Origin of the sequence: Hymenobacter psychrophilus (assembly GCF_900107135.1) — a bacterium.
Taxonomy (GTDB): Bacteria; Bacteroidota; Bacteroidia; order Cytophagales; family Hymenobacteraceae; genus Hymenobacter; species Hymenobacter psychrophilus.
In genome coordinates this window covers 128394-145592 of record NZ_FNOV01000008.1, presented here as the reverse complement: position 1 = coordinate 145592, position 17199 = coordinate 128394, and the positions used below count along the sequence as shown (strand labels likewise).

Genomic DNA, 17199 nt, shown 5'->3' with positions numbered 1-17199 from the left:
CCGGCCCTAAGCCGGCCTGTCGCTTCTGCACTTGCTGCAATTCATCTTAAAGCTGGCTGCCTGCGGCTGGCACCTCCTTTCCGCCCGCGCTTTTATTCTGGTATGAAGCACTTATACAGTCTACTTTTTCTGCTGTCGCTCTTGCTGCTGATCGGGCCGCGCGGTTACGGCCAGCAGCTGGCGCCCCCGGCCAAAACCGTTACCGGCGACTTTACGCGGGTGCCGTTCGGGCAGTTTGTACGCGAGCTGGAAACCCAGACCGACTACCGCTTCTACTATGATGCTACGGCCCCGCCCGACAGCTTTAGGGTGAGCCTGGCGGCGCGCGCGTTGCCGCTGGCCACAGTGCTGCAACGCGTGTTTGAGGGCACGCCTTACCGCTTCGCCCTCACTGCCGATGGCCGCGCCTTCATCACGAGCGGCGTCAGTATTGAGGCCGAGTTGCCGGGCCTGTTTTTCCGGCCGACCGGCACGCTGGCCGAGGGGCCGGTGGTAGCCGCGCCCGCCGACGAGCTGGCCCCTACGGCCACGCCCGGCCGTTCGCGCTACGTAACGGTAGCCGAGTATAAGGTGTACGAAATTGGGATGGGCGGCGGCAACGGCCCGGCTACGCTGGCCGGCCACATCCGCGACGTGAAAACGGGCGAGCCGGTTATTGGGGCCACTATCTTCTCCGAATCGCCGAGCGTGGGCACCAGCACCGACCAGTTCGGTTTCTACTCGCTTACGCTGCCGGCCGGCCGCTACACGCTGCAAGTCCGAAGTGTGGGCAGCAAAAATACCCGCCGCCAGGTAATTCTGCGCGGTAGCGGGCGCCTCGAAATTGAGGTGGAAGAAGACATTACGACGCTGAAGGAAGTCGTAATTGAGGGCGAGAAGGACAAGAATGTATCGAGCACCCAGATGGGCCTCGAAAAGCTTGATATCAAGACCATTAAGCAGGTACCTACGGCCTTTGGCGAAGCGGATATTCTGCGGGTAGTGCTCACGCTGCCGGGCGTAAAATCGGTGGGCGAAGGCAGCACCGGCCTGAACGTGCGCGGTGGGGCCACCGACCAGAATCTGATTCTGTTCAACGACATGACCGTGTACAATCCCTCGCACCTGTTCGGGTTTTTCTCGGCCTTCAACCCCGATATGCTGCAGGGTGTGGAACTGTACAAAAGCGCCATGCCGGCCAAGTACGGCGGCCGGCTCTCGTCGGTGCTCGACATTACGACCCGCGAGGGCAACAAGAAGAAGTTCAGCGGGGCCGGCGGCATTGGGCCACTTACCAGCCGCCTGACGCTGGAAGGGCCGATTATCAAGGAGAAAAGCTCGTTTCTGATTGGAGCCCGCACCAGCTACTCCGACTGGATTCTGCGCCGGCTTTCCGACAAAAAATTCCGGCAGAGTTCGGCCGCCTTCTCCGACCTGAGCGCCCACCTCACCCACCAGTTCAGCGACCGGGACGCGGTGTACGCCACCGGTTATTATAGCTCCGACCGGTTCCGGCTGGCCTCCGATACCACGTACCGCTACGCCAACAAATCGGCCAGCCTGAAGTGGCGGCACAACTTCAGCAACCAGCTCTACGGCGTGCTCACGGGCGCCTTCAGCCACTACGATTACGACATCACCAGCGAAGGCAACGAAGTAAACTCGTCGCGGCTCAAGTATTCCATCAACCAAACCAGTGTGCGGGCCGATTTCAATTATTACCCCAACCCCAAGCACTCCATCGATTTCGGCGTCAGCTCGCTGCTGTACAACGTGAGCCCCGGCGGCCTTACGCCCCTGAGCGCTGGCTCGCTGGTGGTACCCAACATCCTGGACCGCGAGCAGGCCCTGGAGAGCGCCGTGTACGTGTCGGATAAGATGGACGTAAACCAGCGCCTGTCGGTTTCGGTGGGGCTGCGCTACTCGCTTTACAACGCGCTGGGCGCCCGCACCGTGTACGAGTACGCGCCCGGCGAATCGCGCTCCGAGAATACGATCATCGACACCGTGAGCTACGGGGCGGGCAAGGTGCTGGCCACCTACCACGGCCCCGAGTACCGGGTATCGGCGCGCTACTCGCTCTCCGACAACTCGTCGGTGAAGCTCAGCTACAACCGCACCCGCCAGTACATCACCCAGCTCACCAACACGGCCTCCGTGTCGCCGGCCGACACCTGGAAGCTGGCCGACAACAACATCCGGCCCCAGGTAGGCGACCAGGTATCGGTGGGGTACTACCGCAACTTCAAGTCGAACACCATTGAAACATCGGTGGAGACTTACTACAAGTCGTTGCGCGACTTTGTGGACTACAAGGGCGGGGCGGTGCTGCTGCTCAACCGTCAGATCGAAACCGACATCATCAACGCTGAGGGCAAGGCCTACGGGGTGGAGGTGCTGGTGCGCAAGCTGACGGGCAAGGTCAACGGCTGGATCAGCTACACGTATTCCCGCTCGCTGGTGCGGGCCAACGCCGGCACGCCCGCCGACCAGATCAACAACGGCCGCTACTACGCCAGCAACTTCGACAAGCCCCACGACGTGACGCTGGTGGGCAACTACCGCTTTAGCCGCCGCTTCAGCACCTCGCTCAACTTCAATTACAGCACTGGCCGGCCCATTACGCTGCCCATCGCCAAGTACTACGCCGGCAACTCGCTGCGCGTGTTCTACTCCGACCGCAACGCTTACCGGGTCCCCGATTACCTGCGGGCTGACTTAGCGCTCAACATCGAGGGCAACCATAAGGTGAAGAAGCTGGCGCACAGCTCCTGGACGGTAGGGGTGTACAACCTGACGGGGCGCCAGAACCCTTATTCGATTTATTTCAAGTCGGAAAACGGGCAGATTAAGGGCTATAAGCTGTCGATTTTCGGCCGCCCTATTCCAACGGTTACCTATAACTTCAAGTTTTAAATGGCAGCGTTATCCATTTTCCGCCCTGGCCTGTTGGCCTCCCGGCTGCTGTTGCTGCTACTACTGGCGGGTTCGGCCGGCTGCGTAGAGCCGTATGCCCCCGAGGTTATCGACGCGCCAACCAGCTTTCTGGTAATTGACGGCTTTATAAACGCCGACGGCCCCACCAGCATCCGCCTGTCGCGCACGGCCTCGCTCGATGCCAAGGCCACGCCGCCGCCCGAAGCCAAAGCCCGACTACAGGTGGAGGACGAGGCACTGGGGGTGGTTTTTGGGCTGACAGAAACCGCGCCCGGCGTGTATGTTGCGCCCGCCACCCGCCTCAACCCGGCCCACCGCTACCGGCTGCGCATCGCCACCAGCAAGGGCCAGGAGTACGCCTCAGCCTATTTACCCGTGAAGCTGACGCCCCCCATCGACGCCGTGCGCTGGAAACCCCAGGGCAATAGCGTCAACATCCTCGTCAGTACCCACGACGACACCCGGGCCTCCGAGTATTACCGCTGGGAATATGTTGAAACCTGGGAAATCCGCTCGCCCTACCAGCCCAACATCGAGTACTACAACCGCGCTGTCAGCTCGATTCGGGTACCTTACCCCGGCGTTTGCTGGAGCACCGAGCAGTCGAACCGCATTGTGCTTACCAAAACAACCTCTTTAGGACAGGATGTTGTATCGGATTTTCGGATTCAGGGAGTAGGCGCCCAGAATCCGCAGTTGTACAGCCGCTACAGCATTCTGGTGCGCCAGCAAAGCCTCACCAAAGAGGAATACACGTATTGGGAGCAGCTCAGAAAGAACACCGAATCCATTGGCTCGCTCTTCGACCCCCAGCCCAGCCAGGTAACGGGCAACGTGCGCGGCCTGACCGACCCCAACGCTATGGTCCTGGGCTTTGTAGGTACCCACTCGGTTACCGAGCAGCGCCTGTTCATCGATTATAAGGAGCTGCCCACCGAATGGCGCCGGCAATCGGGCTACGAGGCCTGCCTGCCGCCCGATACGGTTTTCATTGTGCCCCGCCCACCCGCTTTCTCACCCGTGGAACCGCAGCTAGCTATTGACATAGCGTTCGGTGGTCAGGCGCTACTCCCCATCAGCTCCATCCCGGGTAATGGGCCCGGCAGTATTATCGGCTACACGGCCAAAGCCCGCGACTGTATCGACTGCCGCACCCGCGGTACGGCCGTAAAGCCCTCGTTCTGGTAGTAAGTACTCGCCAGCTATTGTTCCTCTACCAACTATCCGTTTTATGCCCTTTCGCCCTGGTACTTTTCTTCGCTCAAGGAAGCTTTGGAGCGGTGCCTGGCTGCTGGCGGGGCTGGCAGGGTGCGTTGAGCCTTACGCACCCGACGTTATCAACGACCCTACAACCAGTTACCTGGTAGTCGATGGCTTCCTTAATGCCCGGGGCCGCACCCGCATCCGGCTTTCGCGCACAACCGTATTGGCTGCCGATAAAGCTACCCCGCTCGAAACCGGGGCTTCGCTCACTATCGAGGGCCAGCAGGATGGCGCCCGGTATTTGCTGCGCGAAATTGCGTCGGGCACCTATGTTTCCGACTCGCTTCGGCTCGACGAAACGCAGCAGTACCGCCTGCAAATCAGCACGCAGCGCAACACCGCGTACGCGTCGGCCTTCGTGCCCGTTCTGCTGACGCCCCCCATCGACTCGGTGCGCTGGCGCAGCGAAAACGATCAGGCAATCAACATCAGCCTCGACGCGCACGACGAAACCGGCCAGGCCCGCTACTTCCGCTGGCAAGGCACCGAAACCTGGGAAATAGTCCCCACCCATGTTCCCATCATCGAGTACGTCAACGACACAATCCGGCCTATCCGGGTGCGCTATCCGCGCGTGTGCTGGACCGGTCAGCAAGTCAGCTCTATTCGGCTGGCCGACCTTACGGCCCTTAGCAGCAGCGTAGTGCGCGACCAGCTTTTCCATTCCCTGCCGATTCTTTCCAAGCCGCTGTTCAGTCGCTACAGCCTGCTGGTGCAGCAGTACGCCATCAGCAAAGAAGAACACCAGTACTGGACGACGCTCAAGAAGAACACCGAAAGCCTGGGCACGCTCTTCGACCCGCAGCCGGTGCAGCTCACGGGCAACGTGCAATCCCTGACCGACCCGACCGAACCCGTGCTGGGGTACGTGGGTGCCCATTCGCAGACCGAGAAGCGGATTTTCATCAGTCGGAGTGAACTGCGTAACTCGTTGCGCATTGCCAGCGAGTACGATGGCCGGTGCGCCCGCCTGGATACCCTGTCCGTGTATGAAGCCTACCTCTTTAAAAGCCCCGGCATTGTTCCGGTAGGCATTATCGTAGGACCTTTCGGAATATCGGGCTACACCTGGTCGATACCTACCTGCATTGACTGCCGCCGGCGGGGTACTGATGTACGGCCCAGCTACTGGCCCAAAGAATCCTTCTGATACGCTTTCTATGCCTCTATTTCGTCCCTTGATGCGCTACGTATCCAATCCTTCCGGCGGCCTGCTGCTGGCCGGGCTGCTGGCAATGGCCACTACGGCGCAGGCCCAGGCCCCGCTCGACTCGCTCGGGGGCCTTACCGGCCAGCTGGGCCGCCACGCCCGGCAAATGCCCCGCGAGGAGCTGTTTCTGCACCTCGACCGGCCGCTGTATCTGAGTGGTGAAACCATGTGGTTTAAGGTGTATGCCACCGGCGGGGCCGAGGTGCGGCCCCAGGCCCTGAGCAGCGTGGCCTACGTGGAAGTGCTCGATGCCGCGCGTCGGCCGGTGCTGCGGAGCAAGGTGGCGCTGCGCGAAGCCACAGGCCAGGGCACGTTTCTGCTGCCTTCGTCGCTGCATTCGGGCCGCTACACGGTGCGGGCTTACACCCGCTGGATGCAGAACTTCGGACCCGAAGCCTTCTTCCACGGCACCGTAACCATTGTGAACACCTTCGCCGCTTCGGGCGCAGTACCAGCCCCCGACTCGGCGGCGCTGGAGGCCCGGTTTTTCCCCGAAGGCGGCGAGCTGGTGCGCGGGCTGCGGAGCAAAGTGGCCTTTCAGATTACCGATAAGCGCGGCCGGGGCATAGCAGCTACCGGCACCGTACTCGACGACCAGGGGGCGGCGGTAGCCACTTTCAGCACCCGGCGGGGTGGTATGGGCAGCTTCGAGCTTACGCCGGCTGCAACCGGTTCGGCGGCTTACTCGGCCGTTATCAGCCGGCCGAGTAAGCCAGGACAACCCCGCCCACCGGCGTTTACCAGCCGGTTACCGGCCGTGCGCGACCAGGGCTACGTGCTGCACGTAGCCCCGGCCGCCAGCCCCGGCCAGCTCACGCTAAGCGTGCAAGCGACGCCCGGCCAGCCCCAAACGGTGCTGCTGCTGGCCCATGCCCGCCAGCGGGCCGCCCTGGCCCAACCCCTACGCCTGCAGAATGGCCGGGCCGAGCTGACTATCAACCAGCGCGAGCTGCCCGACGGCGTATCGCGCTTCACGTTGTTCAGCGAAGCGCGCCAGCCGCTGGCCGAGCGCCTGTTTTTTCAGCGGCCGCGCCGAAGCCTGACTTTTACCGCCCGCCCCGACCAGCCCAACTACTCACTCCGCTCGAAAGTGCGCCTGGATGTGGCCGCCACCAACGCGGCCGGCCCCGCCAGCCTCTCGGTGGCCGTGTACCGGCTCGACTCGCTAAACGCCGCTCCGGTCCCGGCCATCGACCAGTACCTGGGCCTGACCTCGGAGCTGCGCGGCAGCGTGGATAACCCCGGCTACTACTTTGCCGCTACCGGCCCCGAGGCGGAGGCGGCCACCGATGAGCTGCTGCTCGTGCAGGGCTGGAGTCGCTTTAAATGGGCCGATGTGCTACGGCCTGCCGGGGGTCCGGCGGCCTTTCAGCCCGAGCTTTATGGCCCCGTAGTACAGGCCCGCCTGACCCGCGCCGGCACCGACGAGGCGCGCCCCAACCTGACAACCTACCTTTCGTCGCCGAGCCGGGTAGTGCGCCTGTACGCCGACCAGAGTGACGCGAACGGGCTGGTGGCTTTCAAGCCCGGCAACCTGTACGGCCCCCAGACAGTGATGCTGCAGACTGACCCTCGCCAGGACAGCACCGCCCGCATCACGCTGCTCGACCCTTACTCGGAGCAGTTCGCGGCCCTGCCAGCGGCGCGCGCCCTCGACCTGGCAACCCGCTTGCAGCCCGCCTACGCCCGCCGCCACCTGCAGGCCCAGGTGCAGACGGTGTTTGCGGGTCGAAAGTACGACCGATACCGGGTGATGCCGACCGACAGCATCCCCTTCTATGGCCGGCCCGATGCCAGCTACAGGCTCGATACCTACACGCGCTTCAAGGTGATGGAAGAAGTAATGCGCGAGTACGTGCCGGGTGTTATCGTGCGCATCCGCAACGACGGGTTCCACCTGCTGACTGTTGATAACCTGAACAAGAGCATCTTTCAGGAAAACCCCCTGGTGCTACTCGACGGGGTGCCAGTGTTCAATGTGAACAAGATAATGGCCCTGAACCCGCTCAAAATCCAGCAGCTCGATGTGGTGAATAGCCGCTACTTCCAGGGGGAAACGGCCTACGAGGGCCTCGTGAGCTTACGCACCTACAAGGGCAACCTCGAAGGATTCCAGCTCGATCCGCGGGTATTGATTCAAGAATACGAGGGCCTGCAGGAGCAGCGCGAGTTTTATGCCCCGCGCTACGATACGCCCGAGCAACAACGCAGCCGCCGCCCCGATCTGCGCGAACTGCTCTACTGGAACCCAGCCGTAACCGTAGCCGGCCCTGGCGCGGCCCCACAAACACTAGATTTTTTCACCGGCGACCAGCCCGGCCGCTACCTGATAGAAGTACAGGGCCTCGATGCTACCGGTGCGGCGGGCAGTAGCCGTACTGTATTGGAGGTGCAGCCGGTCTTGTAACGCATAAGCTCCGGTATTCGACCAAAAATGCGGCCCGCATAACTCCAATCAGGAGCTATGCGGGCCGCATTTTTGGTCGAATACCGGAGCTTATGCCGACTGCTTGCCTTCAAGCTTTTTAAGTTTGTCGTAGGTCTGCTGCGACTTCTCGTACTGGCGCTCTACTTCCTGACGCAGCTGGCCGGTGAGATTCTCACTTTCGAGCGCGTCTTTGTAGGCTTTAAGGGCCCACTCTTCGCCATACACATTGGAGGCGAGGATGGCCTTTTCGTCGAAGCCGGTAACGGTGGCTTTGGCGTCCATCCAGCGGCGGTAAAGCTTGCCTTTGAGCGTAGTGCCGGTTTCGCGGCCGCCGCCCAACTGCCGCAGGTGCTGGTTGAGCTGGTTGGCAAACTGCTGGCTCTGGCTTACGAGCTGCTTGTAATAGCCGGTCAGCTCGGCGTCCTTGCTCTCATCTACGGCCCGCTTGTAGCCGGCAATCCGGTCGTTCACGAACAGCAGCAACTCGTGCAGGGCATCGGTTTCGTTGTCGGATACAGGCGCTTTTTGACCCTGCTTTTTATTGACAAGGTAGCTTACGCCCAGTGCCAATAGGGCACCGCCTACGAGCTTGCCAATCAGGCCGCCCTTTTTTTTGAATTCGGTTTTGGTTTCAGAAGATTTCATAAGGAAAGAGAATAGGATGCAAGTTTCGACCTGCTTACGCCATTCGCCGGCACTTGGTTAAGGCCGGGCTTACCTCGCTGCCTTGTTTTTCAAGTCGGCGGCTTTCCAACTATCCTCTGCGGCCCGCGGCCCGTTGCCTCTCCGGCCGCCGTGGCAACCTTCTGCCGGCCGCCGCAGTTTTTGGCGCACTGCCAATAACCTCCCGCGCTACTACACCGGCACAACCCGCTCTGCTCATGATTGTCGACCGAAAGACCTTCACTTACAAGGGAAAAATCGTCCTCGAAAAGCTACTCATCCGCTCGCCCCACCGGCACGAGGCTATTTTTCAAAATGAGGGTTGCTTCGTACACCTGACGGGAGCCGGCACCCGGCTGCTTTCGGCCCAGGATAATTTACTGATTGCCAGTCAGGAATCGGTGCTACTGAAATGCGGCACTTACTTCCTCGATTTCCTCGACAAGCTCAACGGCCAGACCGTCGAAGTGCTGGCCATCCACCTCTACCCCGAGGTGCTGGAGCAGCTGTACAGCGCCGAGTTGCCGGCCCTGATCGGAAAAACCGCCTCGTTCAGTCCGAGCGCCGCTATCGGCCACGACGCCGTTATTGCCCGCTACCTCGAATCATTGGAGTTTTATTTCCAGAATCCGGCGCTGGTGAATGATGATTTACTGGAATTGAAGATAAAGGAGCTAGTGCTGCTGCTGGTGCAAACCGGTAACGCCGGGTCGGTTTTATCGTTGGCCACCCATCTGCATTCTCCCATGGATATCAATATCAAAAGGACCATTGACCTGCATACGTATTCCAATCTGAGTACCACGGAGCTGGCCGAGTTGTGTAATCTGAGCCTTTCCTCCTTTAAAAGAGCGTTCAAAAAAATATACCACGACAGCCCCACCAGCTATTTTATCACCGAGAAGCTCAAGAAAGCCAAGGCGCTGCTAGCGGGCTCCGATTTGCCCATCGGCGAAATTGCCTACGAGGCCGGCTTCAACGATCCGCTCTACTTCACCCGCCTGTTCCGGCAGCGGGCCGGCATGGCGCCCAGCGCCTACCGGGCCAGCCACACCCAGCCCGCGCACCCGGCCGGTTAGCCGCCAGCAGTGCCAACCGGCGTTGGTCCGGCCCATGGATTGAACCGAATGTCCATAAGACCGGGCTCATTGTCCATAGTTCGGGCGGAGGGTGGCGGTACCTTTGTCGTAGGCAAAACGGGGACGGAAGGCGCCCGTCATCCGCCCCCGATTATTCCATCTTAAATTCAGACAACCATGCGTAATTTCCCCATCCACACCCTCGAAACGGCCCCCGAGCAAAGCAAGCCCCTGCTGGAAAAGTCCCTGAAAGAATACGGGATGATTCCGGGTCTGCACGGCGCGCTGGCCGAAGCCCCGGGCCTGCTCGAAGCCTACCAGATGCTGCACAAGCTGTTCACCGAATCGTCGTTCGACAAGGACGAGCTGACGGTGGTGTGGCAGACCATCAACGTGGAGCATAACTGCCACTACTGCGTGCCCGCCCACACCGGAATCGCCCACATGATGCAGGTAGACCCGGCCATCACGGAGGCCCTGCGCAACCGTACCGCCCTGCCCACCGAGAAGCTACAGGTGCTCCACGACACCACGCTCTCGATGGTTCGCAACCGGGGCCAGGTAAGCAGCGCCGAGCTGGAAGCATTTTACGCGGCTGGCTACACCAAGCGCCAGGTACTGGAAATCGTGCTGGGCCTCTCGCAGAAAGTCATCAGCAACTACACCAACCACCTCGTAGAAACGCCAGTGGATGCGGCCTTCCAGAAGTTCGCCTGGGAGCCCGCTACGGTTTAAGTTGGATGTTCTGTAAAAGTAGCGCGGGCGCCCTTGAGGGGGCGCCCGCGCTACTTTTACAGTATGGGTGCGGTTCAGCACGAAGGCAACGAAGCCGCATAAAAAGCTCTTCCGATTGCGCCAGTACAGGTAAGCGCGGGTTCAGGAGTTCGAACGCGCTGGTCCTGCTAGTCGCCTACTCCACTACTATACGGCGCGTTACCGGGCCGTCGGCGTACTCTACCCGCAACAGGTACACGCCCGCTGCCAACTGGCCAACCGGCACCTGCATTTGCGCCCCGGTGGCTGCGCGCCGGTACACCTCCCGGCCCAGTACATTTAGCAGCACCACCGTCCGGGGGCCCGCCGCCGCATCGAGGCGTAGCCGGAGCAGGTCGCGGACGGGGTTGGGCCAAGCCTCCAGCGTAGCCGCCGACTGCGACGCGCCGACGTGCAGCACGGCGCCCCCAATAAGGCGGGCCAGGCCGGCCCGGGGTTGTCCGTCTACCTGCGTAAAGGCGCCGGCCGTAACGAGGCGGCCATCAGGCTGCACCAGCAGGTCGGTTACGGAGCTGTTGTAAAGCCCGTAGCCCAGGAAGGAGGCATCCACCGTTCCATCGGCATTCAGCCGGTGCAGGTAGCCCTTCTCCTGGCTGTCGCCGGCCACCAGCACCTTGCCATTGGGCTGCAACTCCAGGTCGCGCACCAGGCCGGTTCCACCGCCATCCGTTTGGTTGGCATCAAACGATTCGTCGACGCTGCCATCGGAGTTGAGCCGGGCTATGTTGGGGCGCACGATGTTGTTGTAGCTGTAAAATTGGCCGCCAATGAGCACCTTGTTATCGGGCTGCACGGCCAACTGCCAGATGGTGCCTCCGCCAGTGGTGGCGGGCACGAAGGTTTCGTCGCGGCTGCCATCGGCCCGCAGCCGCACAATGCCCCCGGCGGGCGTAGTGCCGGCACGGTTGATAGATCCGGCCACGTAATGCCGGCCATCGGGTAGCACCTTGATTGCCTGGAGATAACCACTCACCTGCCCCTCCACCTTCTGCGCGTAGCTCTGGTCTAAGCTGCCATCAGCCAGCAAGCGGTACACAACAGCGGTAATATTGGGGCTCAGGGACGAACCCCCGATGAGAATGGCGCCATTCGTGTGCTCGGCCAGGGCTATTACCCGTGAGCTGATAGCGGTGAATAATGTACCAGGGGCTTCGAAAGAAGCATCTGCCTGACCATTGGCCAGCAGCCGGGCCACCAGGGCCGTGCCCAGGTTGCCGGATTTAGTGAACCGGCCGCTCACTACAATCCGGCCATCAGACAGCACCAGTATTTTTTCGATTGGTCCGTTTGTGCTGGCTGGGGCAAACGTCGCGTCGGGGCTGCCATCGGACCGGAGGCGGGCCAGATTACTGGCGGGGGCACCGTTCAGTTCCCGGAACCGGCCCCCAATCAGCAGCCGGCCATCGGTTTGCTGGGCTATGCTGGTCACGGTTCCCGGCTCGTCGAGGGCGGGGCGGAGACCGGGCAGGGCCTGGGCCGTAGTGCCGTTCAGCCGGAGCACGCTGGCCTGGGGCAGTTCGCCGTAGCTGGTAAAACTACCGCCCACCAGCACCTCGCCGTTGGCCAACACCTGCACCGTTCTCAGCTGGTCGTTGAGCCGCTGGGGCACAAAGGCCGGGTCGACTTGCCCGGTTGGCAGCAGCCGCAGCAGGTAGGCGCGGTCGGGCTGCGTAGAGTTGAGCGAGGTGAAGAGGCCGCCCAGCAACACGCCCCCGGCCGCATCAACGGCCACCAGGCCGTCGCTTTCCAGAAACCCGACGGTTACCCCATTCGTCCGCACGGAAGCGGTAAAGGTCGGGTCGATTTGCCCCGCCAGAGTTAGTCGTACTACTTCGGTCCCGAGGCTGGCCGTACGGGCGACTAACTGGCCCGTGCGCGGGTCGGCCGCCAGGGCCAGCACCTGCGCGGTGGTCGTGGGCCGGGGGCCGGGGAAGGGAATAAAGCTCGTATCGACCGTGCCATCGGCATTCAGGCGCACCAGACTGTGGATGGCGTAGCCGCTGACTTTGTCGAAGCGGCCACCGACCACAATTTTGCCATCGGCCTGCACCACAATAGCGGACACTACGCCGTTCAGGCCCAGGCCGTAGTTGCCTCCGGTAAAGCCACTGCCCAAATTGACTACGAAGTTCTGGTCGACACTACCATCGGCGTTCAGGCGCACCAGGCCGGTTACTCTTGTCGAGTTGAAGTATTCGAATGCCCCCGCGAGCAATATTTTATTGTCGGGTTGAACGGCAACCGTAGTAATCGAGCCATTGGGTCCACTGCCAGAGTTAAAGCCTGCCACTAATGTCCCATCAGCGTTGAGTTTAACTATCCCGGGGCCACCTACAAACACGTAGGGGTAGCCGGTTACCAGCAGTTGGCCATTCGCAAACCGCCGCACCTTCGCGCCTCGGGAGGTAACCGCCACCCTTGTTGCAAAGGTTTCGTCCAGCGTACCATCGGCATTGAACCGGGCCAACCCGCTGGCAGGGCTGCCGTTGAGACGAGTGAAGCTGCCGGCCACCAGCAGCTTGCCGTCGGGTTGCTCCTGGGTGCTGTTGACGGTGGCTGACTGCCAGGTTTCCAGCGGCGCGAAGGTGGGGTCGAGCGTTTGGGCGTGGGCTGGGATGGCGAGTCCAATGAACAATAATAGCCCGGTGAAGATCTTTAGTAATAGTGTATTCATGCGACAGTTAGTGAAATTTGCGGAATAAAAGTACTGCTTATCCTGACGTAATCCCGCCCTCTTTTCGCGCCTTCCGTACCTTCGCTATCCTATGACCGACTCCGCCGAAACGCCCGCCACCGCCCCCGTTCGCAAGCTGTTCCTGCTCGACGCCTTTGCCCTGATTTACCGGGCCCATTTTGCTTTCAGCAAGAACCCGCGCGTGAACTCCAAGGGACTCAATACCGGGGCCATCCTGGGCTTCACCAACACGCTGGTCGAGGTGCTGCAGAAGGAAAAGCCTACCCACATCGGCGTAGCCTTTGATGCGGCCAAGAAAACCTTCCGCCACGAGCAGTACGCCGACTACAAGGCTCAGCGCCAGGCCATGCCCGAGGACATCGGCCTGGCTATTCCCTACATCAAACAGATTATCAAGGCCTTTCACATCCCCATATTGATGGTGGAAGGATTCGAGGCCGACGACGTGATTGGTACGCTGGCCGGCCGGGCCGAGCAGCAGGGCTTTGGCGAGGTGTACATGATGACACCCGACAAGGACTACTGCCAGCTGGTAACCGATTGCGTAAAAATCTACCGGCCGGCCTTCATGGGCAACGCCGCCGAAATCCTCGACGTGGCCCACGTGCTCCAGCGCTTCGAGATTGAGCGGGTGGCGCAGGTGATTGACATTCTGGGCCTGCAGGGCGACGCCTCCGACAACATTCCGGGCATCCCGGGCATCGGCGAGAAAACGGCCAAGAAGCTGATTCAGGAGTACGGCTCGGTGGAAGGCCTGATTGCTAACGTGGACAAGCTCAAGGGCAAGCAGCAGCAGAACGTGCGCGAGTTTGCCGAGCAGGGTCTCATGAGCAAGGAGCTGGCTACCATCCACCTCAATGTACCCATAGAATTCGAGGCCGACAAGCTCGTGCTCGACCAGCCCGACATGGAGGAGCTGCGCCGCCTGTTCGACGAGCTGGAGTTCCGCCAGCTGGCCGCCCGCGTGCTCGGCGACGGGGCCGGACCGGCTGGCGTGACCAACGGCGGCACTCCCACCCCGCGCGGCGCCCGGCGGCCCAAAGTGGCCACTGCCGGCCAGGGCAGCTTGTTCGGCGCGTCGTCTGATGCAGCCGTGGCTATTGGTGTCGAGGAAGGCAGCAACGGCGAGGCCGGCGCGCCCACCGGCCCGCGCCGCACGCTGGAAGATGTGGCCCACCAGTACCACCTGATGGATACGCCCGCGCTCCGGACCGAGCTATTGGAGTTCCTGCTGCTGCAAACCGAAGTCAGCTTCGACACCGAAACCACCGGCCTCGACACCATGACGGCCCGGCTTGTGGGCCTCTCATTCTGCTGGCTGCCCGGCGAGGCCTACTACGTGCCCGTTCCGCAGGCCGACGAAGCGGCCGCCCAGGCCCTGGTGGACGAGTTTCGGCCGTTTTTCGACGCCGAAACCATCCTGAAAGTCGGCCAGAACATCAAGTACGACCTCACCATTCTCAAGCACTACGGCGTCGAGATTCGGGGGCCGCTGTTTGACACCATGCTGGCCCACTACCTGCTCGAGCCCGACATGCGCCACGGCATGGACGTACTGGCCGAAACCTACCTGCACTACACGCCGGTGCCCATTACGGCCCTCATCGGACCCAAGGGCAAGAACCAGAAAACCATGGCCGACCTGCCGCCCGCCGAGGTGTCGGACTACGCCTGCGAGGACGCCGACGTGACGCTGCAGCTCAAGCACGTGTTCGAGCCGCTGCTGAAAGAAGTGGGCCTGCTCGACTTGCTGAACGAGGTGGAAAACCCGCTGGTGCCGGTGCTGGCGGCTATCGAGTACGAGGGCGTGAAGATTGACTCCGAGGCCATGGGCGAGTACTCGGCCGAGCTGCAGGGCTACATCACGGAGCTGGAAGGCCAGATTTACCAGGAAGCCGGCCAGGAGTTCAACATCGGCTCGCCCAAACAGCTCGGCGAAATTCTGTTCGATAAAATGGACCTCGGCGGCAAGAAAATCAAGAAAACCAAAACCGGCCAGTACGCCACCGGCGAGGAAATCCTAAGCCAGCTGGCCGGCGACGCCCCCATTGCGGGCCTGATTCTGGAGTACCGCCAGCTCAGCAAGCTGCGTTCCACTTACGTCGAGGCCCTGCCCCAGCTGGTGTGCGAGCTCGACGGGCGGGTACACACGAGCTTCAACCAGGCCGTAACGGCCACCGGGCGCCTTTCCAGCACCAACCCCAACCTGCAGAACATTCCCATCCGCACCGAGAAGGGCCGCGAAATCCGCAAGGCCTTCGTGCCCCGCGACGCCAACCACGTGCTATTGGCGGCCGACTACTCGCAGGTGGAACTGCGCATCATGGCCGACTTCGCGGGCGACAAAACGATGATTGAGGCCTTCCGCCTGGGCCAGGACATTCACACGAGCACGGCCAGTAAGGTGTTCAAAGTGCCGCTGAGTGAGGTGGATGGCGAGATGCGGCGCAAGGCCAAAACCGTCAACTTCGGTATCATCTACGGTATTTCGGCCTTCGGGCTGGCCCAGCGCATCGGCATTGGCCGCAAGGAAGCTGTGGACATCATCGAGACCTACTTCGAGGAGTTTCCATCGGTGAAGCAGTACATGGACGAGAGCATCAACCGGGCTCGCGAGCTGGAGTACGCCGAAACCCTGCTCGGCCGCCGCCGCTACCTGCGCGACATCAACTCGCGCAACGCTACGCTGCGTGGCTACACCGAGCGTAACGCCATCAACGCCCCCATCCAGGGCACCGCGGCCGACATCATCAAGAAGGCCATGATCAACATCCACGAGTGGCTGGTGCAGGAAAAGCTCGGCACCCGCATGATTCTGCAGGTCCACGACGAACTGGTGTTTGATGCCGTGCGTGAAGAGGTGGACTACATCACGCCCAAAATCAAGGAGTTGATGGCTACCGCCCTGCTCCTACCCCACGGCGTGCCGCTGGAAGTGGAAGTAGGCGTGGGTGAGAACTGGCTGCAGGCGCACTAGGGACCGGATTGCCATTTTTGTCCGACCTTTAAGCCACCTCCTGTCTAATCAGGGGGTGGCTTTGCTATGTTAATGGATTCCTTTGAAGTCGAAAATTTCCGCAGCCTGAAGCACCTGAAGCTGGAGAAACTGACGCGGGTGAACCTGCTCGTGGGGAAAAATAACTCAGGAAAGACGAGTGTACTAGAGGCGCTGTTTGCTATATCTGGAATAGAAGATGCAAATTGGCTCTCTATAATTGAGAAGGAGCGAGGGTTAATAAATAACGAATTTGATTTTAGATATATTTTCTATGGCTTTGATTCCACTTTATCTGTGGTTTTATCTGCGATTCACCGTGATGAAAAAGGTGAAAGCCATACGCTACGGGCTTCTATGGGTATCCGGAAACGTCTTTATGCTAAAGAACATGATACAACGATTCATTCTAGAAGTTCTGTTCTGACTCGCAAACCGGAAGCTAATGTGCTCTTGATATCAGTTGTGTCCCCAACTACAGTAAAACCTATAGAAATATCTATGGGCCGCGATAACAATGGGCACGATTTATTTATAAAAACGTCAATAAAATCTGATAAAGAATTGGCAGGTTTACGTTTTCCTGGTTCATCCCGATACATGGTTTCCGAAATTTTAACGACTAATATAGACCGTTTAACTTTAGGGCAAAAGTTAGAAGATCTTAAATTCAACAAAATAGATGCCCCACTATTGGACATTATGAAAATAATTGATATAAGAATTGAGGATATTAGCCTAAGCACCAGTGGCCAGATTTATCTGGATTTAGGAGCGAATTTTCGCACTTTACTCCCACTGAATCTAATGGGAGAAGGTGTTCAGAGATTATTAGACATTGCTGCTGCTGTAGCTCACAGCTCTGGCGGTATCGTCCTCATTGACGAAATAGACAATGGCCTTCACTACTCCGCTCTACGAATCTTATGGAAAGGCATCTTACAAGCTGCTCGTGAATATGATGTGCAAGTATTTGCTACCACCCATAGCGCTGAGGCCCTTCGCCACCTTACTTGGGTACTTGATAACGAGGAAAATGCGGATTACCGTAACGACGTGGCCGCTTATACCCTTATCCGTGCTGATGGCGATATGGTGCGCACTTACCGGTACGACTATGAGCAACTTGACTACGCACTGGACCACGGCGTAGAAGTTCGCAATTAACCGGCATTA

Annotated in this window: 10 protein-coding genes; 8 read left to right on the top strand and 2 right to left on the bottom strand. The window is 60.3% G+C overall.

Going from position 1 to position 17199, the window contains the following annotated elements:
• The first annotated feature begins 102 nt into the window (after nt 1–102).
• The 4 genes from BLW21_RS13385 to BLW21_RS13370 are packed head-to-tail and all read left to right on the top strand — an operon-like array spanning nt 103 to nt 7796.
• Complete coding sequence (locus BLW21_RS13385) at nt 103–2895, top strand: TonB-dependent receptor (RefSeq protein ID WP_092740847.1); 2793 nt, start codon at nt 103–105, stop codon at nt 2893–2895.
• Nucleotides 2896–4104 carry a DUF4249 domain-containing protein gene (locus tag BLW21_RS13380; protein WP_092740845.1) on the top strand — a complete coding sequence of 403 codons (1209 nt, stop codon included), beginning with the start codon at nt 2896–2898 and terminating at the stop codon, nt 4102–4104.
• Between the two features lie 43 nt (nt 4105–4147).
• Nucleotides 4148–5329: a DUF4249 domain-containing protein gene (locus BLW21_RS13375; RefSeq protein WP_092740843.1), complete on the top strand. Its 1182-nt coding sequence runs from the start codon at nt 4148–4150 to the stop codon at nt 5327–5329.
• Nucleotides 5330–5360: 31 nt separating this feature from the next.
• Nucleotides 5361–7796 (top strand): hypothetical protein, encoded by a 2436-nt coding sequence (locus tag BLW21_RS13370; protein ID WP_092740841.1) that lies wholly within the window; start codon nt 5361–5363, stop codon nt 7794–7796.
• Nucleotides 7797–7886: 90 nt separating this feature from the next.
• On the opposite strand, the gene BLW21_RS13365 is transcribed toward BLW21_RS13370, so the two are convergent.
• On the bottom strand, nt 7887–8462 hold the full coding sequence (locus BLW21_RS13365) for a ferritin-like domain-containing protein (RefSeq protein ID WP_092740839.1): 576 nt from the start codon (nt 8460–8462) through the stop codon (nt 7887–7889).
• A 236-nt stretch (nt 8463–8698) separates the two neighbouring features.
• On the opposite strand from BLW21_RS13365, the gene BLW21_RS13360 reads away from it, so the two are divergent.
• Complete coding sequence (locus BLW21_RS13360; protein WP_092740837.1) at nt 8699–9559, top strand: helix-turn-helix domain-containing protein; 861 nt, start codon at nt 8699–8701, stop codon at nt 9557–9559.
• 177 nt (nt 9560–9736) lie between these two features.
• Complete coding sequence (locus BLW21_RS13355) at nt 9737–10294, top strand: carboxymuconolactone decarboxylase family protein (protein ID WP_092740835.1); 558 nt, start codon at nt 9737–9739, stop codon at nt 10292–10294.
• 175 nt (nt 10295–10469) lie between these two features.
• Here BLW21_RS13355 and BLW21_RS13350 read toward each other — a convergent pair whose 3' ends face one another.
• Nucleotides 10470–13007 (bottom strand): T9SS type A sorting domain-containing protein, encoded by a 2538-nt coding sequence (locus BLW21_RS13350; protein ID WP_092740833.1) that lies wholly within the window; start codon nt 13005–13007, stop codon nt 10470–10472.
• Between the two features lie 91 nt (nt 13008–13098).
• Between BLW21_RS13350 and polA the strand changes: the two genes are divergently transcribed.
• Together polA and BLW21_RS13340 are read left to right on the top strand one after the other, a co-directional pair.
• The gene (gene polA, locus BLW21_RS13345) at nt 13099–16005 is read left to right on the top strand and encodes a DNA polymerase I (protein WP_092740831.1); all 2907 of its coding nucleotides are present in this window, start codon (nt 13099–13101) and stop codon (nt 16003–16005) included.
• Between the two features lie 72 nt (nt 16006–16077).
• Nucleotides 16078–17190 (top strand): AAA family ATPase, encoded by a 1113-nt coding sequence (locus BLW21_RS13340; protein ID WP_175470968.1) that lies wholly within the window; start codon nt 16078–16080, stop codon nt 17188–17190.
• Nucleotides 17191–17199: the final 9 nt, after the last annotated feature.

Excerpts from the sequence above, each read along its gene's own strand:
- BLW21_RS13370 (WP_092740841.1), top strand. The coding sequence starts at position 5,361 with ATGCGCTACGTATCCAATCCTTCCGGCGGCCTGCTGCTGGCCGGGCTG.
- BLW21_RS13360 (WP_092740837.1), top strand. The coding sequence starts at position 8,699 with ATGATTGTCGACCGAAAGACCTTCACTTACAAGGGAAAAATCGTCCTC.
- BLW21_RS13385 (WP_092740847.1), top strand. The coding sequence starts at position 103 with ATGAAGCACTTATACAGTCTACTTTTTCTGCTGTCGCTCTTGCTGCTG.
- BLW21_RS13340 (WP_175470968.1), top strand. The coding sequence starts at position 16,078 with ATGGATTCCTTTGAAGTCGAAAATTTCCGCAGCCTGAAGCACCTGAAG.
- BLW21_RS13380 (WP_092740845.1), top strand. The coding sequence starts at position 2,896 with ATGGCAGCGTTATCCATTTTCCGCCCTGGCCTGTTGGCCTCCCGGCTG.
- BLW21_RS13355 (WP_092740835.1), top strand. The coding sequence starts at position 9,737 with ATGCGTAATTTCCCCATCCACACCCTCGAAACGGCCCCCGAGCAAAGC.
- BLW21_RS13350 (WP_092740833.1), bottom strand. The coding sequence starts at position 13,007 with ATGAATACACTATTACTAAAGATCTTCACCGGGCTATTATTGTTCATT.
- polA (WP_092740831.1), top strand. The coding sequence starts at position 13,099 with ATGACCGACTCCGCCGAAACGCCCGCCACCGCCCCCGTTCGCAAGCTG.
- BLW21_RS13365 (WP_092740839.1), bottom strand. The coding sequence starts at position 8,462 with ATGAAATCTTCTGAAACCAAAACCGAATTCAAAAAAAAGGGCGGCCTG.
- BLW21_RS13375 (WP_092740843.1), top strand. The coding sequence starts at position 4,148 with ATGCCCTTTCGCCCTGGTACTTTTCTTCGCTCAAGGAAGCTTTGGAGC.